Source organism: Acinetobacter sp. CIP A162 (assembly GCF_000367905.1).
In the GTDB taxonomy this organism is placed as follows: domain Bacteria; phylum Pseudomonadota; class Gammaproteobacteria; order Pseudomonadales; family Moraxellaceae; genus Acinetobacter; species Acinetobacter lwoffii.
In genome coordinates, this window is record NZ_KB849162.1 from 78,791 (window position 1) to 102,123 (window position 23,333).

Sequence of the window (23,333 nt, forward strand, 5' to 3'; positions counted from 1 at the left end):
CATTAAGGCTAAGCTTGAAAATCAGTATTTAAATTTCACGGCAACGCTGTAATTCGCTGGTGCACCATAAAAACCTTGCTGATTGGGGAAATTGAACAGATATTTTTCATTGGTCAGGTTATTACCATTGGCTTGCAAGGTCATATGCTCATTCAGCTCATAGCTGGCCATTAAGTTCACGAGCGCATAAGCATCCTGCTCAATGATTCCAGCTTTCTGGGTAATCACTCCATTGGCGGTTGCTTCAGGCACATCTAGATAGGTCTGATCTTGCCACTGCACACCAAGGCCCAGTTTCAGTTTTGGAAGTTGCGGCACCTGATAGGTAGTTAAAAGATTAAAAGACTGGGTTGGATTGAAGGTACGCGCATCACCGCCATTGATCAGATCTTTCAGGCTAAACTGGGTATAACCAAAGCTTAAGTTTAAATGGTCGCTCAGTTGTCCCGCCAAGCCGAACTCGTAGCCTTGGGAACGCAAGTCACTAACCTGAGTCTTGCGTAAAGTCGGAATACCATCAGAATCACGAAGCGGATAATTACTTTGCTCCGTTCTAAACACGGCCATGGTGGCGGTAAGCTTGTCATCTAGCCAAGAACCTTTGACTCCGACTTCATAGCTTTCACCTTCGATCGGCTTGTTAATGCTGCCATCATCTGCTTTGGTGGTTTGCGGACGGAAAATCGAGGTATAACTCAGGTAACCTGTATATTCAGGGCTAAAGTTATAGGTCAAACCGGCATAGGGTAAAACTTTATCTTCATCATAAATGGTGTCGGTCCCATAACTGCTACCACTGCTTTCAGCCTGAACATAGTTCGCACCTAAAAGCAGTTTCAGATCATCATTCAGATGCAGTCGGGTCGCAGCATAAAGGCTCTGGTTCTTCTGCCGGATATGCATTTCCCCACTGGTTTTCGATAGATCCCAGCTTGGTTCTTCTGGTGTAAAGCTGGCTAAATCTGTGGTCAGCGGATTGACAAAGCTGCCAGCATAACCCAATTCATCCAGACGATTTTTGGCCCAGACATAGCCCAATGAGGCTTCATGGCGTTGTCCCCAAAGCGGATAGGTGCCGCTAAAACTCAGGCTGGCTTGTTGTTCTGTATTGTCATCAATATACATGCCTGGGTAGAGGAAGATACCTGAAGTGCCATTTGCGCCAGGTTTTCCAGACAGAAACAAGAGTTTTGAATCACGTTGTGTGCGTTTTTCATCATAAGTCAGTTTGGCTGTCCAGTCGCCTGCCAGTTTTTGTTCAAGCTCGGCAAAGTAACTTTTAATATTGCTATCCCAATAGGTCCAGCTTGGGCTGTAATTATAATTCCGTGAGTAACTGAGCTGCTCGCCTTCGGTATTGATCAGTGGATTAGAACCCCAATTCACACCATTCGGCTTATGATTGCTTTCAGTATAGCCTGCGGTCAATAGGGTTGTGTCAGTTACATCTGCCTCCACAACAGCACCTATGCCGTTTTTTTCCAGTTCATAACGATCCAGATAACTGTCACCATTCTGTTGATAGCCAAATACACGGCCTCTGATTTTTCCATCCTGGGTGAGAGGAGAGGATATATCTGCTTCATAGCGCTGCGTATTCCATGAACCGTAACTGGCATTCAAGGCTGCCTGAAGTTCCTGAGTAGGGCGTTTGCGAATCATGTTAATGGTTGCACCAGGATCGCCAATTCCATTATTTAAGGCATTTGCGCCTTTCACCACTTCGATACGGTCAAACAAAAAACTGTCCGGATTATCATTATTATAATTATAGCCTTCGAGTGGAATACCAACGCCATCCACTAAAACATTCGAAATCTCGAAACCTCGGGCAAGGTAGGAGCTCCGTTCCGTTTCCTGATTGTTGACAATAATGCCAGGGGCATTACGCAGTACTTCCCGGGTATTATCTAAGGCAAAGTCATCCAGTTGCTGGCGAGTGATGACATTGACTGTTTGCGGCGTTTCCTTGAGTGGAATATTCAGTTTTGAGGCGGTTGACGAATTTTGGATGATATAAGCCTTACTCTGTTCGGAGCTGAGCTCACTCTGTTCTGATTCCGCTGTAACTGTAATCGTCGGTAATTGCTGAGTATCATCGGCAAAACTTTGCTGGGACACTAAAATTGCAAGACTAAGAAGAGAAAGCTTAAATGATGGAGGAACGGTATAAAACATTTTAGTTAATGTAAATGATAATAATTATCAGTAATATTATTGTTTAATATCTCTTAAAGCAATCTCAATATAATAGGAAATCCAAATGAAAAATGAGTTAATGATAGGTAAATCTACAAATAAAAGTTTAATGTAAGGAGTAGGGAACAATAAAATATCACTGTTAAAAAAAGATGTTATTACCTTACTTTTGTGCTCCTGAACCAATTTGTTTATATACTGCACTATAAATTTTCAAATCCTCAATCTGGAGTGACTTTGTTGCATAAAGGCTTCAGAGATAGATCTTTTCTAAGTTACTCGAATTCAAGTGACAACTTGGGTATGAGGTCGACCTAATTCCGTTAATTTATCGCCTAATAATTTAATGCAATACATTTTGGTTTTGACCAAACTTCGCCGATGATAGCCTGACCATTTCTTCCATAGTGTCCTGCCTAAACATTTAACGGTTCGAAGTAATTCATTTCGCTCTTGCGAATGAACTTTTGTAGTTTTCTAAGGCTTTGCATTTTTTCTGGAGGGAACTACCGCATATGCTTACCGGTCTGCAATGACTTGACGGCATTGCTTGGTGTTATAAGCCTCGTCTGTATAAACTGAATCAATCTGTTCATCCAACGGAATTTGATCAAGTAACTCCCCAAGGATTCGTGAATCACTCACATTATTCGTTGTGAGCTGAACTGCTCGTATTTGAAGAGTTTTAGCATCTATAGTGGGTATTGGTATGTTGAATGTAGTTCGGAAATTCTGTAATCGAGCCATGGCTTTGTAATAGGGTGGCCAGTGACATCACATATTTGTAGGCATTCAAGGCAGTTTCAGCTCGTAGTCCGCTCAGCATATTTTGTGCATCGATGACCTGTGTGGCGGTGCCCATATCTTCTTTAAAAGACAATTCTTGGATGCGTAAATTTTCCTGTGCGGCTTTCAAGTTTTGTGCCAGAAGTGCATCACTTTGCTGTGCACTGAGTGCTTCGCTATAAGATTTATAAATCAGATTTTCAATTTCTTGCTGGGTGCGTGCAGTGAGTAATTCTGTAGCAGAGCGTTTGAGTTCGGCAGCCTGAATATTCTTGTTTTTATCGATCCCGGAAAACAGGTTATAGCGTGCGGCAACTCCGACAATCCAGTTTTCATTTTGATCCAGACTATATTCGCCAAAAGCAAAAACATTCGGTTTTTTTGCCGCTTGCTGGGCTTTCACATTGGCTTGAGCCAATTGGGTATGCATGAATTAGCTCTACACGCTTTACATGTGACACTGATGAAAGGCCAAGGTACACAATATTTATGAATTGATTCAACAACTCTGCCAATTTGTAAAAATCAACGTATTCAGCGTCATAAATCATTAATCCAAATTGCATCACATGGTAGAAGCTCAATGGGCTGGTTTTATGGCTGTAAATTACATATTGCGATGAATCAATTTGGTGAAATTGCCTGTTCTGCTTTATCGAATAGACATGTTGCTGACATAAAAATGGTTGAGCAATTGGTTGCTGGTGTAGAAGCAAAACTTTACGGGGATCGAGGTTACATCAGCCAAGAATTAAAAATTAGGGTGGTGTTTCAAAAAGTATGCTGAAAAAAAGCAGGTTGGATTTTGATAAAATAGAGAAATGCGAATAACTCTAGAAATCAAGTGTCCAGCCTGCCTAAGTGACAGTATAAAGAAAAATGGCACAAAAGTAGATGGTAAGCAAAATTACCAATGTAAAATATGCAGACGTCAATTTATTGGTGATCATGCTCTCAGTTATCAAGGCTGTCACTCAGGTATCAAAACCAAAATATTACACCTCATGGTGCGAGGCAGTGGTGTCAGGGATATAGCAGAAATTGAAAGAGTAAGTATCGGTAAAGTTCTACGGACACTTAGCCAATCAAAATATCAACTTCGAGCACAGCAAAGTCATTATGAAACCCTTGAAGTAGATGAGTTTTGGACTTTTGTTGGTCATAAGCAAAATAAACAATGGCTAATTTATGCCTATCATCGAGAAACAGGTGAAATTGTTGCTTATGTATGGGGTAACCGAGATTTAGCCACTGCAAAACGACTTAAATTAAAATTGAAGCAGTTAGGTGTAAGCTATACATGTATATCAAGTGACCATTGGGATAGCTTTGTTACGACCTTTAAAGAATGCAAACAGTTGATTGGTAAATTTTTCACTGTGGGTATAGAAGGCAATAATTGTCGATTACGGCATCGAATCAGGCGAGGCTTTAGGAGAAGCTGCAACTTCTCCAAAAAGCTTGAAAATCATTTCAAAGCCTTTGATTTAGTGTTCTTTTATATCAATAATGGATTCGTTTAATGCCAGCATACTTTTTGAAACACCACCAAAATTAGATTGAAAGATCAAGGTATTGATTTAATTATTTATGATCGAAAGAATATGCAGGCTATTCAACTTTGTGCATCAGATGAATATCACCTAAGACAACGCAATAAGATAGAAACATTATTCAGTTTATTGAAGGGGCAATACAATTTATTGACGAGTAAAGCACGTAGTCTTCATGGATTTCTGCGTGGAATTTACGCCTCACTATGTGGATATCAATTAACCCATCGAAATAAGCCAACAATTCAAATTAAGGACTCATCGGCTTAAGCAGGATTCGAGTTAAATAAGCTTTCAAAATAGCTTGATACACTAAAGCTATTTTAAGCAGGCAATGAATATGAAAGAAAACGCTAAAGAAAAATAAAAAAAACAGCGTATGATTTACTCAATGGAATTTTAGATGATGCAGACAAGATGATCCGTAATGATTGGTCACGTGCCGAAATACAAGAAATTTATGACTTGCCTTTAATGGATTTACTGTTTCAGGCACAGCAAATTCATCGCCAAAACTTTGAACCGAATACTGTTCAGGTCAGTACTCTGCTTTCAATTAAAACGGGCCGTTGTCCGGAAGATTGTAAATACTGTTCGCAATCTGCACATTACGATACTGATCTGGAAATTGAAAAACGCGTAGAAGTACAAAAGGCGATTGCTGAAGCCAAACAGGCCAAAGCTTCCGGTTCGACCCGTTTCTGCATGGGCGCAGCATGGCGTAATCCGCATGAACGCGATATGCCGTATGTGCTGGAACTGGTGCAGGAAGTCAAGAAACTGGGCATGGAAACCTGTATGACTCTAGGAATGCTGAATGCCTCACAAGCGGAACGTCTGAAAGATGCAGGGCTAGATTATTACAACCACAACCTTGATACCTCACGTGAATATTATGCCAATGTCATCAGTACACGTAGCTTTGATGAACGCTTAAATACGCTTGATCATGTACGTGATGCCGGAATTAATGTCTGTAGTGGCGGTATTGTCGGCTTGGGCGAAGGCGTACAAGACCGAGTCGGTTTGTTGTTTGAACTAGCGACTATGCCGATTCACCCGGGTTCGGTGCCCATAAATATGTTGGTTCCTATTGAAGGCACACCACTGGCCGATGTTGAAAAACTGGATGTGATTGACTGGATTCGTACTATTGCGGTAGCACGGATTATTATGCCGAAGAGTTATATCCGCTTGTCGGCAGGTCGTGAATCTCTCTCTGACTCTGATCAGGCACTGGCATTTATGGCTGGAGCTAACTCATTATTTTCAGGTGATAAATTGCTTACTGCCCCGAACAGTGGTGAAGGTAAAGACAAAGCCTTGTTTGCTAAATTAGGCTTAAAAGCTGAAGCTGCCAAGAAAACAGCTAAAGAATTGGCTGTAGATGCGATGCAACCTGCTTAATTAATCGTGTAACAAACAGGGATCATTTCAACTTGAATTGGTCCCTTTTTTATTGGAACAGACAAAATGAAGATACTGATGATTACAGGTTGGGGGCTAGGAACAGCGGTCTTAACCCCGTTTGTAGAACAGTTACGGCAGCAGCATCAAGTTGAAGTATGGGATATTTTTGATCCTAACGTAGAAAGTATTTTGGCCGAAAAAGTCAGGCAGGCGAGTTCGTTTGATGTCTTGATGGGATGGTCTTTGGGTGGACAATTGGCACTTTTGCTGGCTAATGAAATCCAGCAACAATTGAAAATTGCCAAGCCAGTGATTTGCTGTATGTCAAATCCCTGTTTCGTGGCCAACGAAGCATGGCCACAGGCAATGCCAGTTGAACAATATACACAATTTAAATCCTCCATACTGGCTGATCCAAAACGCGGGATGCAGCGCTTCTGTACCTTGGTCACTTTAGCTGGCGCAGCAGCGCGTGAACGTGCAAAATTATTGCACCAACAGTTAAATAGTATTGATTTAAACTATCAGGTTAAGCATCTTTATCTATTGCAGCAATTAAATCTAGTGGATATCTTAAAAAATCATTCAGTCAAGATGCTATTTATATTTTCCGAGAATGATATGTTGGTTCCTTACAAAGTTAGTCAAGAATCCGTGTTTTTAACAACCCAAAATCTGAATTTGGTAAAAATACAGGGCACGCACGATGCCATCCTTTTTGATGCCAAGTTACTCGTTGAGCCAATTTTAAAATTTTTAGCCGATCTGGCTTAAGCAAAAAGAGATTGGTAGCTCTTGACGTTTCATTTTCAGATTTAACGCGCTAAGATCAGTTTTAGTTTTAATAATTGGGGTAAATTCTGTGCAGGACGCTTTTGATCAACAGCATATTTGGCATCCTTATACCTCCATGACACAACCCTTGCCATGTTACAAAGTTAAAGCTGCAAATGGTGCAGTCATTGAACTTGAAGATGGTACCGAGCTGATTGATGGCATGTCGTCCTGGTGGTGCACAATTCACGGTTATAATCATTCTGAACTCAATCAGGCCGTAACAAAACAATTAGAGTCGATGTCACATATCATGTTTGGTGGTTTGACTCATCAGCCTGCGATTGATGTGTCTAAACTGCTACTTGAGATCACGGCGCCTGAACTGGATAAAATTTTCTTTGCCGATTCCGGCTCGGTCGCGGTTGAGGTGGCGTTGAAAATGGCTGTGCAATATTGGAATGCACGTCAGCAACCACAAAAAACTAACTTTGTTACCACACGCTCTGGCTATCATGGCGACACCTGGAATGCCATGTCGGTTTGTGATCCTGTAACTGGTATGCATCAAATTTTTGGTTCGAGTTTGCCGAACCGTTTATTTGTTCCGGCACCTCAAAGCCGTTTTGATGGGGCATGGCAACCCGAAGATATACAGCCACTTGAGCACCTGCTGGTACAGCAGCATCAACAGATTGCTGCCATGATCATTGAGCCGATTGTGCAAGGTGCAGGCGGGATGCGTTTCTATCATCCAGAATATTTAAAGCAAGCTAAGTTGTTGTGTGAAAAGTACGATGTACTGCTGATTTTAGATGAAATTGCCACCGGTTTTGGCCGCACTGGAAAACTATTTGCTTATGAACACGCTCAGGTCACACCAGACATTATGTGTATCGGTAAGGCATTGACTGGTGGTTATATGACCTTGTCAGCGACCTTAACCACTCGCCATGTAGCAGAGACGATTTCAAGTGGTGAAGCGGGTGTGTTCATGCATGGCCCAACTTTTATGGCTAATCCGTTGGCCTGTGCGGTCGCATTAAAAAGTACCCAGCTGTTACTGGCTCAAGACTGGCAGACGCGTATTCAACAGATTGAAAGGACACTAGAACAATATTTACTGGATTTAAAATCCTTGGCACAAGTCAAAGATGTGCGTGTCCTCGGCGCAATTGGCGTGGTTGAGCTACATCAAACTATTGATTTGGCGCGTTTTCAGGCTGAATGTGTATGCCGTGGCGTCTGGATTCGTCCTTTTGGCTGTCTGGTCTATGTCATGCCGCCATATGTAATTTCAACACAGCAACTTGAAACTTTATTAAAGCATATGCGGGAGATGATTCAGCAGATAGAGGCAGTAGCATGAACCATCTTGACCATTTCCAGCAGCAGCTAGATGACTTGAAACAGCAAGGGCAATATCGCCAGTTTAAGTCCAATATTTCTAGCCAGCCACGATTGCAACTCAATGGCCAAGAGATGCTGAATCTGGCATCCAATGACTATTTAGGTCTGGCATCCAACTTAACGCTACGTGAAGAATTTTTTGACCTCACGCCGATGTCTGAGCGATATATGAGTTCAAGCTCTTCACGTTTACTGACAGGAAACTTTCCCAATTTTGAACAACTTGAAGCACAGATGTCACAGGCTTTTGGACGTTCAGTACTGCTGTTTAATAGTGGTTATCACATGAATATCGGGATTCTTCCTGCGCTCAGTAATGCTAAAACCATGATCATTGCTGACAAACTGGTACATGCCAGTATTATCGACGGGATTCGTTTATCTAAAGCTGGCTATGTGCGTTACCGCCATAATGACCTGCAGCATTTGACTCAGTTTTTAGAAAAATATCAGTCAGATGAATCTATCCAGCGCATCATTGTGGTAACTGAATCAATTTTCAGTATGGATGGGGATGAAACAGATTTAGCTGCTTTGGTGGCATTAAAACAGCAGTTTGCAAAAGTCATGCTTTATGTCGATGAGGCACATGCAATTGGTGTGCGCGGTGAACGTGGATTGGGCTGCGCAGAACAGTATCAAGTATTGGATCAAATTGATTTCCTAGTCGGTACCTTTGGCAAGGCTTTGGCTTCAGTTGGTGGTTATCTGGTCTGTGCGCCAGTGATTCGTGACTATCTGATCAATAGCATGCGACCTTTAATTTTTAGTACCGCCCAGCCGCCACTATGTATGGCCTGGACTAGATTTATTTTTCAGAAGGTAGAGCAGCTTCAGGCAGAACGAGTACATTTGGCAGCATTGGCTGTACGCTGTCAGCAGGGCATTCAAGACTTGGGATATCACTGTCCGTCAACCTCGCAAATTGTGCCGGTACTGATTGGTGAGGCAAAACGCACCATTCAGGCGACTGAAATTATGCAACAGCAGGGGTTTTATGTGCTGCCAGTACGTCCGCCAACGGTTCCTGCCAACACCTCCAGACTCAGAATTTCCCTGAACCAGAACATTTCTGCGGATGAGCTGGACGCATGTCTGCAGGTGCTGAGGAATTTACCGCGATGAACAGCAAACAGATTGCCCAGCGTTTTGCTCAGGCAAATCTCAGTTATGAACAGCATGCGCTGGTACAAAGTACCGTAGCTGCAGAGTTGATGCATTTCATGCAGCAGCATGTGGCACAACCACATTTGCAACGGGTATTGGAAATTGGCTGCGGTTCAGGATTGTTTACCCGGCTTTTTATGCAGCATTATAGCTTTGATCATTTATTTTTAAATGACCTATATGTCGAAGTGAAGCAGCACTTCCCGGAATCTAATCGGCTTTTGTGGGAGATTGGTAATATTGAAACCTTGCCACTGCCTCAGTCTCTGGACATGGTGTTGTCTTGTTCTGCATTGCAATGGATCTCGGATTTAAAAGCATTATTGCTCAACATTGCGCAGGCCTTAAATCCCTCTGGGCATCTGTGTTTTGCCAGTTATACTGACAATAATTTAAAGGAAATTAAGGCACTGACCGGACAGGGCTTGGATTATCTGCCTTTAGCAAAGGTCTGTGAACTGCTCCAATCCTTAGGCTTTGACATTCTGCTGCAGATAGAAAAACAGATGACCTTATATTTTGAGCATCCGAAACAGGTGTTACAGCATATCAAAGCCACTGGTGTACAGGCGACGGCACAGGGGTTTCGGTGGACAAAATCGTCCTTACAGGATTTTTATACCGGCTATCAACAATTCCAAGATCCTGAAAGCAAACAGTATGCACTGACCTATCATCCGGTTTATGTCATTGCACGGAAGACAGCATGAGCGCACAGATTTATTTTGTCAGCGGCATTGATACCGCAATTGGTAAAACCTTTACTACTGGTTTCTTGGCCAAAATTTGGAATGAGCAGGGTATTCGTACTATAACCCAAAAGCTGATCCAGACCGGAAATGTCGATATATCAGAAGATATCGAACAGCATCGTGCAATTATGGGTTGTGGACTGTTACCGGAAGACCAGCAAAAACTGACCATGCCGGAAATTTTTACGTATCCGGCTTCACCGCATCTTGCTGCGCGTCTAGATGGGCGAGCCATTAATTTTGAACAGATTCAGCAGGCCACCGAACAGCTGGCTGCGGGCTATGACTGTATTTTGCTGGAAGGTGCAGGTGGTCTAATGGTGCCCTTAACCGAAGAGTTCCTAACTATTGATTATATTCAGACACATAATTATCCGGTGATTCTGGTCACTTCAGGGCGTTTGGGTAGTATTAATCATACCTTGCTGAGTCTTGAGTTGTTAAAACTCCGCGGGGTTCAATTATATGCCATTGCTTTTAATCATACAGATAACTCCAAAGATCCCTTGATCGCTGAAGATACCATTGCTTATTTAAAACAGTATTTGCAGCGTGATTTTGCTGATACGACATGGGTTGATATTCCAGCTTTAAATTTAGCCCTGTCTTCTCATAAGTAAGTGATCCGCTTGCAGCGAGGCTGATGTGAATGCTTAAATATTGAGGTTGCGCCACTGTAAATTGAATCTGATAGCCATATTTGTTTAACACCATTTTCATCAAATATAAGTCTAGCCCATGCCCATTTTGCTAGGGAGATTTATGCCAGAAACGCTGTCCCAAGTATGCATATCTTCAACCTTTGATTATCATTATGAATGATCAGCACACATGCAGCATAGCAATTGAAATGGTGTTTGCCTGTGCATGCAATAGAGCATTGTTAAGTAGGTTTTTAAAGACGGTATCTAGTTCAAAATCGGGTAGGGCAATTCGGGTCAGGCTCGGTCAGTCAATTGTTAAACTGGGTTCAATTTCCGGATAAAGCGACTGTAAATCGGCAATCACCTGAGTCAGGAGCCGTGCAATTTCAATACTGTACTAGATATCACTCAGTACTTGATCGGTAGAGGAAAGTGCTAGAAGCTGTTCCAGTAGCTGGGTACATCGGCGGATACCAAGGTGTACCTGCTGCAAGCTCTGTTGCAATTTTGGCGAGCTTGCCTGTTGTTCTGCCATCAGTTGTGCAAGCTGAATATGAGTTTTGATCGCGGTTAAAGGACTACGCAATTCATGGGCGGCGTATGAACTAAATACTTTTTCATTTTCCGGATTTTGATGCAGTTTATGTATTAAGTGCTTAGAGTTTTGGGCAAAGGACTGTACCTTGGAAGGCATTACTTTGGCATCTAAGGTTTTTAAATAGTGAGTAGCATCATTCACTGATAAATTTGGCTGACTTAAAAGGTTGAAACTTCATCTAAGGCTTTAAGCTCTCGACGAATAATCAAAACGATTAAGTCTATAACATAGCAATAAAGACAAAATTATTGGTATTAATACCGATTATAAAATCTTTTTGAGCAATTATCCACGTAGGAACATCCGCTCTGCTACCACCACTTGAATATCCTCACGACGTAACACATAACTGAGCCTCACCTTGTTGCTTTGTACTAAAGCCAACTACTTGGTGGCTTAAATCTTTCGGTGCACCTCGGGTTTTTGCTACCACATGCTGAACGACACTGACGTCAGAGCCAAATAAAGACACTTTATAGGCAATCAACTGCTCTTGATTGGTGGAATGAAGTTGTTGGGCTAGTACATTTTCATCCAAGTTTTGCATCGGCAGTTGTTGAGTCAATCGAGCGACCATTGGATGGCTGAATCAAACCAAATTGATATATTTCCTTGACTGAGCAAGGCTTTATTGTAGGTAGATCAACTGGTTGTACGATAGATCTTGGGTGCAGACCTCTTCATTTAGAAATTATATTCCCCAAGAAGCTTTCAGTAGTAGGTTTGTGCAACAAAGCCTCTTGCAAATAAAGGCTATCAAGGGATTTATACATTGTATCCAAATAGTTTATGGCCATTAAAAGCAAAAAAGCACTAAAAACCAGATCTCGAGCTAAAACTTTATAACCAAGAAATCAATAAAAGAAGAATTGGGATTGAACAGGTATTTGGAACTTTGAAAACCTTCAAAATCCTTGCCGAGCGATATCGCAACCCTGGCAAAAGACTAGGATTAAGATTTAATTTAATTGTGGGAATCTATAATTTTGAGCTGAGTAAAAAGTGAATTATGAAAGAAATCTAATATATAAAATTTTAAGAGATTATAAAAATTGGTCATACCAAAAAATAAATTAAATCTTTTATATTGTGTTTTTGGGCTAATATTACTAATATCGCCAATACAAAATGCACATTTTATCTCTTAAACACTAAATTGGTCATACCAATTTAGTGTTTAAGTACAATAAACTGTTCAATCTAGTAGTTAAGCATTTCAAGGAGTAGACAATGCTTCAACAGTGGCAACAAATTTATGATCCTATAGGCAATATCTGGATTTCGAGTGCTATTGCGCTAGTTCCAATTATTTTCTTTTTTTTAGCGTTAGCTATTTTTCGCATGAAGGGTAGTGTAGCCGCTACAATTACCGTTTTTTTAGCCTTTCTGGTCTCATTATTTTTATACAAAATGCCAATTGGAATGGCATTAGCATCAATGGTCTATGGATTCTTCTACGGCCTGTGGCCAATTGCATGGATTATTATCGGTGCAGTTTTTATATATAAGATTTCAGTAAAAACAGGACAGTTTGATGTTATTCGTTCGTCTATTCTGTCAATTACAGAAGATCAACGTTTGCAAATGCTATTAGTTGGGTTTGCTTTTGGTACGTTTTTAGAAGGTGCGGCAGGTTTTGGTGCGCCCGTCGCAATTACTGCGGCACTGTTGGTGGGACTCGGCTTTAAGCCTTTATATGCGGCTGGGCTATGCCTGATAGTTAATACTGCACCTGTTGCTTTTGGTGCAATGGGAATTCCGATCATTGTCGCTGGGCAGGTTTCAGGTGTTGACACCATGGAAATCAGTCAAATGGTTGGTCGTCAGTTACCCTTTATGGTGCCAATTGTATTGATCTGGATCATGGCAATCATGGATGGTTGGCGTGGGGTTAAAGAAACTTGGCCTGCTATTTTAGTTGCCAGCTTATCTTTTTCTTTAGCGCAATATCTAACATCAAATTTTGTTGGGCCTGAGTTACCCGATATCACTGCTGCAATTGCATCATTAATCAGTTTAACTATCTTACTTAAGTATTGGAAACCAAAACATATTTTTCTTTTTGAGGATAAAAATATACAGGTAGATGAAACTATTATCAAGCAAGCTCGTAAACAATATAGTGTGGCACAGATAGCCAAAGCCTGGTCTCCATTTCTGATACTTACAGCAATGGTGACGATCTGGAGCATCAAACCTTTTAAAGATTTATTTGTTAAGGACGGCCCATTAAGTGATTTAGTAGTTTCAATTAAAGTGCCGTATTTGCATCAATTGATTCAAAAGCTACCACCTGTCGTGCCTGAAATTAAAGATTATGATGCGATTTATAAGTTTGATTGGTTATCAGCAACGGGTACGGCGATTATATTGGCGGCATTGATCACGATTATTTATTTAAACATGAAACCTAAAGAGGCAGTTTCGACATTCTTTGAAACCGTGAATGAACTAAAAACCCCAATTTATTCGATTGGTATGGTACTGGCTTTTGCGTTCATTGCAAACTATTCAGGTCTGTCAGCAACGCTTGCTTTAGCACTGGCACATACGGGTCAGGCTTTCACCTTCTTCTCACCATTCTTGGGTTGGGTTGGAGTGTTTCTTACAGGTTCAGATACTTCAGCTAACGCATTGTTTTCAGCGTTACAAGCAACTACAGCACAGCAAATCGGTGTGCCTGAAGTCTTGTTAGTTGCTGCCAATACCAGTGGTGGAGTAACAGGTAAGATGATTTCCCCTCAATCAATCGCGATTGCTTGTGCAGCAGTGGGTTTAGTTGGTAAAGAATCTGATTTATTTAGATTTACAGTAAAACACAGCATTATCTTTACGGTGATGATTGGTATTATTGTGACCTTACAAGCTTATGTTTTCCCGTGGATGATTCCGTAAACGGGTCAAGGAAAAAAATGAAAGTCTCCGACAAAGTGGTACAGCGTTTACGTCTATTGATTGAAAAAAATAATGTGCAAGTCGGAGAGCGATTGCCTGCTGAACGCCAACTCTGTGAACAGTTAGGTGTGTCTCGTAGCTCTTTACGTGAGGCGATTCAACAACTGATTACCGCAGGGATTATTCAGAGCAAAGCGGGTGCAGGCACCTATTTAAAGCAGTTGCCTGCACATTGGTCACAGTATCAAATCGTTGAGCCATTATCCGGTTTGATGGATCAGGATCCTGAATATCGTTTTGATGTACAAGAAGCTCGTATGGTGCTTGAAGGTGGTACAGCATGGTATGCCGCACAACGTGCCACACCCAGTGATTTGATCAATATTCGTCAATGTTTTGAGCAGATTAGCCATTTTCAGGCTTTAGGTGATGATGCCCACGCAGCAATAGCGGATGCGAAGTTTCATCTGGCGATTGCAGAAGCATCCCACAATCTAGTGCTGATCCAAATGATGCGTAGTTTGTTTGATTTATTGCAAGACAACGTGATGTTAGGGCGACGTAAAGTTTACACCACACCACAACATTTTGAACAATTGCATGACCAGCATTTTGAGGTGATGGACGCAATTGAACGTCAAGACTCAGAGACTGCACGTAAGGCAGCTTGTGGGCATATTGAATTTGTTGTTCAACGCGTACGTATGATCGATGAAGAAGAAGCTCGTCGTCAACGTTCGAGTCGATTAAATAGGACATAAGTTATGATTATTTCTTCTGCAAATGACTATCGTGAAGCTGCGAAACGTCGTTTACCGCCATTTTTATTTGAATACATCGATGGTGGTGCCTATGCGGAATATACTTTAAAGCGTAATGTAGACGATTTATCAAAAATCGCTTTACGTCAACGTGTGTTAAATGACATGTCTGAGCTGAGCTTAGAAACGCAATTGTTTGGTGAAAATTTGGCGTTGCCAGTGGCATTGTCACCTGTAGGTCTAACGGGTATGTATGCGCGTCGTGGTGAAGTTCAAGCCGCGGTTGCCGCAGATAAAAAGGGCATTCCATTTACCTTATCAACAGTTTCAGTTTGTCCAATTGAAGAAGTGGCACCTGCGATTCAACGTCCGATGTGGTTTCAACTGTATGTACTACGTGACCGTGGTTTTATGAAAAATGCCTTGGAACGTGCTAAAGCCGCAGGCTGTTCTACCTTAGTATTCACAGTCGATATGCCTGTTCCAGGTGCGCGTTATCGTGATGCACATTCAGGAATGAGTGGTAAAAATGCTGCAATACGTCGTTATATGCAATCGTGTATGCACCCACACTGGGCTTGGAATGTCGGTTTATTGGGTCGTCCGCATGATTTGGGTAACATTTCGAAATATTTAGGTAAGCCGACAGGTCTGGAAGATTATATCGGTTGGCTGGGAAATAACTTTGACCCTTCAATTTCTTGGAAAGATCTTGAGTGGATTCGTGATTATTGGGAGGGTCCCATGGTTATTAAGGGGATTTTAGATCCTGAGGATGCCAAGGATGCGGTACGTTTCGGAGCAGATGGAATTGTGGTCTCCAATCACGGTGGTCGTCAGCTTGATGGTGTTTTGTCTTCTGCTCGTGCGCTTCCTTCAATTGCAAGTGCGGTCAAAGGTGACATCAAAATTTTAGCAGATTCAGGGATTCGTAACGGTCTTGATGTGGTACGTATGTTGGCTATGGGTGCAGATATTTGTATGCTTGGTCGTGCATTTGTATACGCACTTGGTGCTGCCGGCGGTTCTGGGGTAAGTAATTTACTAGATTTGATTGAGAAAGAAATGCGTGTGGCAATGACATTGACTGGTGCAAGAACCATTGCAGATATTACATCGGATTGCCTGGTCAAACTAGAGAAAGAGTAAGCGATTTAATTACTCACATTACTAAGGCTTTGCCAACTTTCCTTTGGAAAAAGAGATTCTTATCTAAATAATTTGGGTAAACAAAGCTTCCTTTTGAAAAAAACCAACCTTGGCAAGAGTCACCGACATAAAATACACTAAATAACATAATTGGTATTTTAATAAACTCTATATATAACAGTTATATAGAGTTTTTATTTTGTGTGGTGTAATTTAAGGTAGGGTGGGGTACTTTGATTTTTGGTCACTAATTTATTGTGATAATCAACAATAATAACCAACATACACATGCTTAATCTAAAGGTGTTTTACTGACTGGTATAATTTTATAATGAGAGGGGGTGTTGCCTGGGGCTACGGTTTCTGTTTTGCCTTTTGGCGTAAGACGTACAAATATAAGCTTTCTACTTTTTCACGTGCCCATGGTGTGGTACGCAAGAATCGCAATGATGATTTAACACTTGGGTCTATGCAAAAACATCTAATTTCAATTTTACGACTTAAACCTTCAAAGCCACCGTAGTAATCCAATAATTCATCCAAAATGTCAGCAAGTTTTTTGCCGTGTAAAGGGTCATTGGAGTTGTTCATAATAGATCAATCGTATTTTGGGTGGCCATTATTATAACCTGGGCTAGTTGGAAAACTAGAGAGTTGGAATGTAAGTAATGATGGACTGAATAGCCACCAAAATTCTGGAGCACACCCAGCCATCGGGTGATGCATCATATATATGACTTGGTAATCCCATTTGCTGTGTAGGAAAGTTTTTTCTTAATGGGTCACCTTTTAATGGAAGTAGGTAAGAGGAAAGCTCTAAACCTTTACGGATCGCTTCAGCACTGTATTCAAAGGCAATTAATGGTCGACCTGTGATTGCTGTTGAGGAGACCAGTGTACCCTAAAGCCAATATTCACCCCATCCATTGTAGTAAACATTAAGTTTTTTGAGCATGGATTTATTTCCTTTTGATACGTTGGCGAGCCGTATTGCTCTCATAGCGAAGAATATCATCTACACTGTTTAAATTAGGTTTGAAGAGTTCCTCTAATTCTTGTAATCGGCCTAGGACCATGGCAACGCGTACTAAATTTTCAAATGAAACATTTCGACCTGCTTCCAGATTGGATACTGTATTCACACCAATACCAGCACGTGCAGCAACATCTGCCTGAGTCATTTCCAGATAAAGTCGTTCTTTACGAAGCCTCTCACATAATAATCCAACAACTTCTTCAGGTTTTCTGAATTTTAAATCCATAATATCGGGTCTTATGTCCATATATGTCTATTAAACCACAAAATAATGGAGTTATAAAATAAACAGTTGATCGGTAAGAAGGTGCTTTATTGGCCTGATTAGATCCTATTAGATTAAAGAAATCTAATTAGACATTTACAATCTAATGGAATCTAATACAATCTATGGTAATAAATAAATCATTGCCGAGTAATTAAAATGATGACCATCTCCAATGACCCTTGGCACTTTCCACGTACCGAACTGGCGAAACAAATTTTAGGCATGTTTGAGACTGGACTAGCTAGTTCTCTGACTTTTTTTGCCCCACGCCGGATGGGAAAAACTGAATTTTTACGAAAAGATATTACGCCCCTAGCAGAACAGCTTGGATGGCGCGTTTTTTATTTCAGTTTTTTAGATGCAGGCCTGCATAGTGAAGGGCAGTTTGTAAAAGCTCTTGATGAGTTTTCAAAACAAAATGGCTTAATGGGGAAAGCCACACATTGGATTAAAAATATTGGTTCTTTAAGTACAGAGGTGGCAGGGGTAAAAGCTGAAGTGACACTTCTACAAGGACAAGTGAATTCCAGTATTTTGTCTAGCATTACTAAACTGGCTCAGCAGGGGAAACCTATTTTACTGTTACTTGATGAGATTCAGGCTTTAGCTAGTTCAAAATATAAAACCACGATTGCCAGTTTACGTACCGCTTTAGATATGCATAAAGAAACAATAAAGGTAGTTTTTACTGGTTCAAGTCGAGAAGGCCTGAGACAAATGTTTTCTGTGAGTAGTGCTCCCTTTTTTCATTATGGACAGAATTTACCTTTTCCAAATCTAACAAAAGCATTTACAGATCATCTGGCAGATGTATTTAATCAGACAACAGGACGTAGTTTGAATAAAGAAATTTTATGGCACGCTTTTTTAGATATGAAGCAAAGTCCTCAACTAGCAAGATCATTAGTGGAGCGTTTAGCCTTAAACCCAATGCTGGCTATAGATTTTGCCAAGGAACAGCTTATAGCCGATACAATGGGGCATCGTGACTTTTCGGGATTATGGGGAGAGTTTAAGTTATTAGAACAGCTAATTTTAAAAGCCATAGCGGAATCACAAGTTGAACTTTATAGTAGTCAATTTAGACAACATCTGGCTGATTCCATTGGTGTAGATAACATTGCGGTATCAAGTATTCAATCGGCCCTACGTTCTTTATCAAAAAAACAAATTATTTTTAAACCAGAAAATGGTACTTATGAAATCGAGGATGCTCTTTTTAAAGAATGGATTATGGATGAAGCATAATTTTGAAAACTCATTTGGATAAAAATTAACCGTACTGAGTTTGTCGGAGAATTTTTATTTAAGTATTTTATTCATAGACATTATTTCAATATAATGGGTGTCTATGAACAGAGAAATTCAACAAAGACTCGTATGAGTTAAATTATTTGAAGAGACTAATGATGCTGGCCTAGTTTGTCGGAGATGTGGCATTTCTAGACCAACGTTACGCAAGTGGTGGAAACGATATTCTGAGCAAGGTATTGATGGATTAAGTAGCCAGAGTAGACGTCCCTTAAAATCGCCAAATACTAAAATCAATGCTGAGCTAGAAGCCTTAATATTAGAAATGCGCTCAGCTAGAAATTTTGGTGCTCGACGTTTGCAAACAGAATTGATGAGGCTGCACGGAGTCTCGTTGTCCTTAGCGACTATCCATAAAGTACTATCCACCCATCAAGTCAAACCGATTAAAAAATTCCGTCGTAAAGCAGATTTCATTCGTTATGAACGCCCATTACCAGGCGATAGAATTCAAATGGATACCTGTAAACTGGGTCCAGGACTATATCAGTACACATCTATCGATGACTGCACACGATATCGCGTTTTAAGGATATATAAACGCCGAACAGCAGCGAATACTCTCGACTTTTTAGACTGCGTAATTGAAGAAATGCCTTTTCCCATACAGCGAATACAGACCGATCGTGGGCGGGAATTCTTTGCTGAAAAAGTACAGAAAAAAATGATGCAGCATGGAATCAAATTTAGGCCAAATAAACCAGGTTCACCTCATCTGAATGGCAAGGTAGAGCGTTCACAAAAAACTGATAAATCTGAGTTCTACGCTACTGTAGATATCGATTCTGAGGATATCCAAGACAAGCTAGCCGAATGGCAGCATTACTATAACTGGATGAGACCACATTCGGCTTTGAAAGGTAAAACACCGATGGAAAGGTACTTTGAATTATGTGAAGAAACTCCTTTCTTAGATGAAGTCCAGAAGCAATACGACCCCTCAAATGAACGGATTCAACATGCCAATTACAAGATGGATCTAGAGATCGCTAAATTGAAATGATCTCTATGAATCACACATAGAAACAATGCTAAAACTTTTGACCCCATTTGGTTTAAAATTAACTGTTGTGAAGAAATGATCACTTTCTATCAGGATATTTTCGATCTCAATGAACTGTTTAACTTCTCGAATTTGATTGTCTTTATTCACAATATTCCTATTGAGTGAGTCGAATCTGTGCTCAGGTTGAGCAGTTCGGCTACTGTTCTGAAATGACAGCTTTGTCCGTTATAATTGTATAAACATTTTGGTGTCTGGTAATTATGTCCTCATTGATCAATTTTCTATCTCACTTTAGTAATCCAACTCTTCATCGCAGTCTGAGCTATGCTAAACACATTGATAGGGAAACGATTGAGTTCTTTGAGGAAAATGATGATGTCACGATGTATGCTCAAATTGAAGGGACAGATTATTACGATACCGCGATTACCTATAATCTTAAAAAAGACCGTTTAATCGATGATGACTGCACTTGTCCAGTTGGATATAACTGTAAACATGCTGCTGCTTTAGCGCGGTTATTCTTTCAAGAATATCGTCAGGAATTTCAACAGCGTTATGCTGAATCTCAATCTCCGCAGGGAATCGCAAAACGCCGATGGGGGGATGATCAGGCGCAGCGCTGGTTGAATGATTTTAAACGGTATTTGCAACAGACTGAACCAGAGCAATCTGTCAAAACAAACAATTATTTAATTTACCTGCTAGATCAGTCGGTCAGCTTAAAGAAATTGACAGTTGATGTTCAGAAAGCCAGACGCAATAAGAACGGCTCAATTGCAGGGGAAAGTTATTATACCCAATATGAAAATATCACCAGAAAGCATCTGACTTTACCTGAACAAAAACGACAATTATTTAACCAGATTTATTATTACGCCAAAATAAACAGCGACGAACGCTTTTATCAAAGCAATCTTGATATCTCAAGCATTTTATTGGAGCATTTCAAATCTTTTATTCAAAGTGGCGATGTGTACTGGAAAAAAAAGAGCCATACTGCACTTCAATGGTCAGAACAAGGCTATCACATCGAACTGATCTGGCAACAAGGTGTAAACAAACAGACAGAGCATTTAAACATTGAATTGGTCAATGGTGATATTCGACTCGATTTAAAATCAAATCCTCATATTCAGATTCTCGCGAGCCATCCACCATGTTATGTGGATATTCAACAGAACACGGTGGGCCAGTTATATGGTGAATATACGGCAAATCTTCTGTACCATTTTTTACAGATGCCTGATCTTCCAGCTAAGCTCTTGCCAGAGTTTGAGAAACTGACTCATCAATATTCAGATGTGAAAAATCTGCCTCAACCCGAGTTTATTCAGCATATTGATGTCTTTGAGGGTAGTCCCCAGCCAATTTTACGCTTCGGTGTTTCAGATAAATTTGATTGGAAATGGGAAGAGTCTGTTTGTGCTGAAATTGAATTCTCCTATGCAGGTGGGCGAATTAAAGCAGGTACATCAGGTGACAGTTTTATTGGTGAACAGCATGGCAAAATGGTGCGACAGCTTCGGGACTTAGTTCAGGAACAACAGTCAATCCAGCGTTTACAGCTATTGGTCGAATCACTGAAGTGGGTGAAAGATCTTAGTTATGACCAGCAATTAAAACTGGATAAACAACGTCTTGATTCTATGGTTTTTGCTTTCTATGGAGACTGGATCAAACAGCTCATGCCCATCAATCAAATTGAGTTGATGGGCTGGCAGATAGAGCATCTGGAAAACAGCCCCTTTAACCTGCAATATGTCGAAAATTTAAATATTTCTATCACTGAATCTGAAGGTCAGCAGGACTGGTTCAATATCGGGGCGACGGTTCAAGACAGTGCAGGTAATTCTTATAATTTGCTTGATGCGCTCGTAGCTTTGGTGCGAGTAAATCCTGATTTACTTGATCCACGGATTTTTAGTCATCTGCATGACAGTCAAATTTTCACCGTGAAAACTGCAGTTGATCAACCTGATTTGGCTCTATCCGCTAGGGATATTAAGCCGGTATTGTTACATCTGCAGAGCATTTTACAGCAAGAAGAGCGTAGTATTGATCGCTATGATGCGAGTCAATTATTAGAATTGCAGCATAATCTTGGGATGACATGGCAGGTCAGTGATCGCCTGCAGCAATTTGTACAGAAATTCAAACAAGGCTATCAGCAACAACTGCCGACACCACAAGGTTTTCAGGGGGAGTTGCGTCCATACCAGCAGCAGGGCTTAGGCTGGTTACAGTTTTTAAGGGAAACCCAGCATGGCGGGATTCTGGCAGATGATATGGGCTTGGGGAAAACAGCACAAACTTTAGCCCATTTACTCATGGAAAAGCAGGCTGGATATTTGCAGGACAGTCCCGCCTTAATTGTTGCACCCACATCGCTGATGCATAACTGGTTCAAAGAAGCGGAGAAATTTACCCCTGAGCTCAAGGTATTGCTGCTACAGGGGCCCGACCGCCATCAGAATTTTGAGCAGATTCCGCACTATGATATTGTGTTAACCACCTATCCGCTTCTAGCGAGAGATGAAGAACAACTAAAGCAATATGAATATCATCAACTCATTTTGGATGAGGCGCAGAATATCAAAAATCCGCGTGCCAAAGCTGCACAGGTAGTACGCCAATTAAAAGCACGACATCGTTTGTGTCTAACAGGTACCCCGATGGAAAATCATTTGGGTGAACTGTGGGCACTATTTTATTTCCTGATGCCAGGATTTTTATATTCACAAGAAATTTTTAATAAAAAGTACCGTCATCCGATTGAAAAACGCGGTGATCAGCAGTTAAGGCAAAAGCTGGTCAACCGGATTAAGCCCTTCATTTTACGTCGCTTGAAAACTGACGTAGCCAAAGAATTGCCAGAAAAAACTACGATTGAAGTCAATATTGATATGAATGACCAGCAATCCAAGTTATATGAGGCTGTTCGTGCCACGATGCAGGAAAATATTCAGAAAATTGTGGCAGAAAAAGGCTTTAAACGTAGTCAAATTCAAATTTTAGATGCCTTACTGAAGCTACGTCAGGTGTGCTGCCATCCTAGCTTACTAAAGCTGGATTCAGTGAAAACCGGGCAGGCACACTCTGCCAAACTTGAACAGTTGATGGATATGGTCGTTCCAATGGTGGAGGAGGGGCGAAAAATTCTGATCTTCTCTCAGTTTACCTCAATGTTGGAACTGATTGAGCAACAGCTCCATCACGCAGAAATTGGCTATGTGAAGCTGACTGGAAAGACCAAAAAGCGAGATGAAGTCATTACAGCATTTCAGTCTGGACAAGTGCCAGTATTTTTAATCAGTCTGAAAGCAGGAGGGGTCGGTCTGAATCTAACTGCCGCAGATACGGTCATTCACTATGATCCATGGTGGAACCCTGCTGCTGAAGATCAAGCTTCAGATCGTGCATGGCGGATTGGACAGGACAAGCCAGTATTTGTGTATAAGCTGATTACCAATAAAAGCATAGAAGAAAAAATTCTTGCCTTACAGCAAAATAAAGCAGAACTGGCACAGTCTATTCTAAGTACCGATCATGAGGGCGAAGCGAAACTGACGGAAAATGACGTGATGAACTTGTTTGAGAAAATTTAGTTTGGT

18 protein-coding genes and 6 pseudogenes are annotated in these 23,333 nt (G+C 40.9%); 16 read left to right on the forward strand and 8 right to left on the reverse strand.

The genetic code is table 11. The features are described 5' to 3' along the window. Positions 1–21: 21 nt before the first annotated feature. The 3 genes and pseudogenes from F995_RS15865 to F995_RS15870 form a co-directional block, all read right to left on the reverse strand. Positions 22–2,178 (reverse strand): TonB-dependent siderophore receptor, encoded by a 2,157-nt coding sequence (locus tag F995_RS15865; protein WP_004647799.1) that lies wholly within the window; start codon positions 2,176–2,178, stop codon positions 22–24. Between the two features lie 306 nt (positions 2,179–2,484). After that, positions 2,485–2,895 (reverse strand): annotated as a pseudogene (locus F995_RS16535) (transposase); the annotation flags it as partial. Next, a pseudogene (locus F995_RS15870) lies at positions 2,885–3,415 on the reverse strand (TolC family protein); the annotation flags it as partial. The pseudogenes F995_RS16535 and F995_RS15870, both read right to left, overlap by 11 nt. Here F995_RS15870 and F995_RS16540 point away from each other — a divergent pair. The 9 genes and pseudogenes from F995_RS16540 to bioD form a co-directional block, all read left to right on the forward strand. Continuing rightward, positions 3,404–3,766: pseudogene (locus tag F995_RS16540) on the forward strand (transposase); the annotation flags it as partial. The pseudogenes F995_RS15870 and F995_RS16540 sit on opposite strands and share 12 nt — an antisense overlap. Before the next feature lie 40 nt (positions 3,767–3,806). Beyond that, positions 3,807–4,508: an IS1 family transposase gene (locus F995_RS15880; RefSeq protein WP_004282341.1), complete on the forward strand. Its 702-nt coding sequence runs from the start codon at positions 3,807–3,809 to the stop codon at positions 4,506–4,508. Positions 4,509–4,535: 27 nt separating this feature from the next. After that, a pseudogene (locus F995_RS16545) lies at positions 4,536–4,808 on the forward strand (IS982 family transposase); the annotation flags it as partial. A 147-nt stretch (positions 4,809–4,955) separates the two neighbouring features. Continuing rightward, entirely contained in the window at positions 4,956–5,945 is a 990-nt protein-coding gene (gene bioB / locus F995_RS15885; RefSeq protein WP_004647802.1) for a biotin synthase BioB, read from the forward strand. Between the two features lie 66 nt (positions 5,946–6,011). Next, on the forward strand, positions 6,012–6,722 hold the full coding sequence (locus F995_RS15890) for an alpha/beta hydrolase family protein (RefSeq protein ID WP_004647803.1): 711 nt from the start codon (positions 6,012–6,014) through the stop codon (positions 6,720–6,722). Positions 6,723–6,810: 88 nt separating this feature from the next. Then, a complete protein-coding gene (gene bioA, locus F995_RS15895) occupies positions 6,811–8,091 on the forward strand; it encodes an adenosylmethionine--8-amino-7-oxononanoate transaminase (RefSeq protein WP_004647804.1) in 1,281 nt (426 codons plus the stop codon). Further along, positions 8,088–9,257, forward strand: a complete 1,170-nt coding sequence (locus tag F995_RS15900) for an 8-amino-7-oxononanoate synthase (protein WP_004647805.1) — start codon at positions 8,088–8,090, stop codon at positions 9,255–9,257. The genes bioA and F995_RS15900 overlap by 4 nt, the downstream gene beginning before the upstream one ends. Then, positions 9,224–10,009 (forward strand): malonyl-ACP O-methyltransferase BioC, encoded by a 786-nt coding sequence (bioC, locus tag F995_RS15905; protein ID WP_004647806.1) that lies wholly within the window; start codon positions 9,224–9,226, stop codon positions 10,007–10,009. The genes F995_RS15900 and bioC overlap by 34 nt, the downstream gene beginning before the upstream one ends. After that, positions 10,006–10,671, forward strand: a complete 666-nt coding sequence (bioD, locus tag F995_RS15910) for a dethiobiotin synthase (protein ID WP_004647807.1) — start codon at positions 10,006–10,008, stop codon at positions 10,669–10,671. Before bioC ends, bioD begins: the two co-directional genes overlap by 4 nt. A 421-nt stretch (positions 10,672–11,092) precedes the next feature. Here the strand turns inward: bioD and F995_RS15915 are convergent, their stop codons facing one another. Continuing rightward, positions 11,093–11,434 carry a histidine kinase dimerization/phospho-acceptor domain-containing protein gene (locus F995_RS15915; RefSeq protein WP_004282152.1) on the reverse strand — a complete coding sequence of 114 codons (342 nt, stop codon included), beginning with the start codon at positions 11,432–11,434 and terminating at the stop codon, positions 11,093–11,095. 190 nt (positions 11,435–11,624) lie between these two features. Then, positions 11,625–11,858 carry a hypothetical protein gene (locus F995_RS15920; protein WP_225554309.1) on the reverse strand — a complete coding sequence of 78 codons (234 nt, stop codon included), beginning with the start codon at positions 11,856–11,858 and terminating at the stop codon, positions 11,625–11,627. A gap of 288 nt (positions 11,859–12,146) precedes the next feature. On the opposite strand from F995_RS15920, the gene F995_RS17065 reads away from it, so the two are divergent. The 4 genes from F995_RS17065 (at position 12,147) to lldD (ending at position 16,098) form a co-directional block, all read left to right on the forward strand. Further along, on the forward strand, positions 12,147–12,299 hold the full coding sequence (locus tag F995_RS17065; RefSeq protein ID WP_370940781.1) for a hypothetical protein: 153 nt from the start codon (positions 12,147–12,149) through the stop codon (positions 12,297–12,299). A 224-nt stretch (positions 12,300–12,523) separates the two neighbouring features. Beyond that, on the forward strand, positions 12,524–14,188 hold the full coding sequence (gene lldP, locus F995_RS15925; protein WP_004282148.1) for an L-lactate permease: 1,665 nt from the start codon (positions 12,524–12,526) through the stop codon (positions 14,186–14,188). A gap of 17 nt (positions 14,189–14,205) precedes the next feature. Continuing rightward, positions 14,206–14,949, forward strand: coding sequence for a transcriptional regulator LldR (gene lldR, locus F995_RS15930; protein ID WP_004647808.1), 744 nt, complete (start codon positions 14,206–14,208; stop codon positions 14,947–14,949). 3 nt (positions 14,950–14,952) lie between these two features. Further along, positions 14,953–16,098, forward strand: coding sequence for an FMN-dependent L-lactate dehydrogenase LldD (lldD, locus tag F995_RS15935; protein ID WP_004282143.1), 1,146 nt, complete (start codon positions 14,953–14,955; stop codon positions 16,096–16,098). A gap of 354 nt (positions 16,099–16,452) precedes the next feature. Here lldD and F995_RS15940 read toward each other — a convergent pair whose 3' ends face one another. From F995_RS15940 to F995_RS15945, 3 genes and pseudogenes are all read right to left on the reverse strand, one after another. After that, entirely contained in the window at positions 16,453–16,689 is a 237-nt protein-coding gene (locus tag F995_RS15940) for a VF530 family protein (RefSeq protein ID WP_004647809.1), read from the reverse strand. Between the two features lie 115 nt (positions 16,690–16,804). Continuing rightward, positions 16,805–16,993, reverse strand: a pseudogene (locus F995_RS16555) (type II toxin-antitoxin system HipA family toxin); the annotation flags it as partial. 64 nt (positions 16,994–17,057) lie between these two features. After that, entirely contained in the window at positions 17,058–17,360 is a 303-nt protein-coding gene (locus F995_RS15945; protein ID WP_002058191.1) for a helix-turn-helix transcriptional regulator, read from the reverse strand. 198 nt (positions 17,361–17,558) lie between these two features. Here F995_RS15945 and F995_RS15950 point away from each other — a divergent pair, with 198 nt between their 5' ends. From F995_RS15950 to F995_RS15960, 3 genes and pseudogenes are all read left to right on the forward strand, one after another. Then, the gene (locus F995_RS15950) at positions 17,559–18,650 is read left to right on the forward strand and encodes an ATP-binding protein (RefSeq protein ID WP_002058158.1); all 1,092 of its coding nucleotides are present in this window, start codon (positions 17,559–17,561) and stop codon (positions 18,648–18,650) included. Between the two features lie 103 nt (positions 18,651–18,753). Next, positions 18,754–19,716 (forward strand): annotated as a pseudogene (locus tag F995_RS15955) (IS481 family transposase). Positions 19,717–19,979: 263 nt separating this feature from the next. Next, positions 19,980–23,327, forward strand: coding sequence for a DEAD/DEAH box helicase (locus tag F995_RS15960; protein ID WP_004647811.1), 3,348 nt, complete (start codon positions 19,980–19,982; stop codon positions 23,325–23,327). Positions 23,328–23,333 lie beyond the last annotated feature (6 nt).

Excerpts from the sequence above, each read along its gene's own strand:
- F995_RS15950 (WP_002058158.1), top strand. The coding sequence starts at position 17,559 with ATGATGACCATCTCCAATGACCCTTGGCACTTTCCACGTACCGAACTG.
- F995_RS15945 (WP_002058191.1), bottom strand. The coding sequence starts at position 17,360 with ATGGATTTAAAATTCAGAAAACCTGAAGAAGTTGTTGGATTATTATGT.
- F995_RS15890 (WP_004647803.1), top strand. The coding sequence starts at position 6,012 with ATGAAGATACTGATGATTACAGGTTGGGGGCTAGGAACAGCGGTCTTA.
- bioD (WP_004647807.1), top strand. The coding sequence starts at position 10,006 with ATGAGCGCACAGATTTATTTTGTCAGCGGCATTGATACCGCAATTGGT.
- lldD (WP_004282143.1), top strand. The coding sequence starts at position 14,953 with ATGATTATTTCTTCTGCAAATGACTATCGTGAAGCTGCGAAACGTCGT.
- F995_RS15960 (WP_004647811.1), top strand. The coding sequence starts at position 19,980 with ATGTCCTCATTGATCAATTTTCTATCTCACTTTAGTAATCCAACTCTT.
- F995_RS15865 (WP_004647799.1), bottom strand. The coding sequence starts at position 2,178 with ATGTTTTATACCGTTCCTCCATCATTTAAGCTTTCTCTTCTTAGTCTT.
- lldP (WP_004282148.1), top strand. The coding sequence starts at position 12,524 with ATGCTTCAACAGTGGCAACAAATTTATGATCCTATAGGCAATATCTGG.
- F995_RS15880 (WP_004282341.1), top strand. The coding sequence starts at position 3,807 with ATGCGAATAACTCTAGAAATCAAGTGTCCAGCCTGCCTAAGTGACAGT.
- bioB (WP_004647802.1), top strand. The coding sequence starts at position 4,956 with ATGATCCGTAATGATTGGTCACGTGCCGAAATACAAGAAATTTATGAC.
- F995_RS15900 (WP_004647805.1), top strand. The coding sequence starts at position 8,088 with ATGAACCATCTTGACCATTTCCAGCAGCAGCTAGATGACTTGAAACAG.
- bioC (WP_004647806.1), top strand. The coding sequence starts at position 9,224 with ATGTCTGCAGGTGCTGAGGAATTTACCGCGATGAACAGCAAACAGATT.
- lldR (WP_004647808.1), top strand. The coding sequence starts at position 14,206 with ATGAAAGTCTCCGACAAAGTGGTACAGCGTTTACGTCTATTGATTGAA.
- F995_RS15940 (WP_004647809.1), bottom strand. The coding sequence starts at position 16,689 with ATGAACAACTCCAATGACCCTTTACACGGCAAAAAACTTGCTGACATT.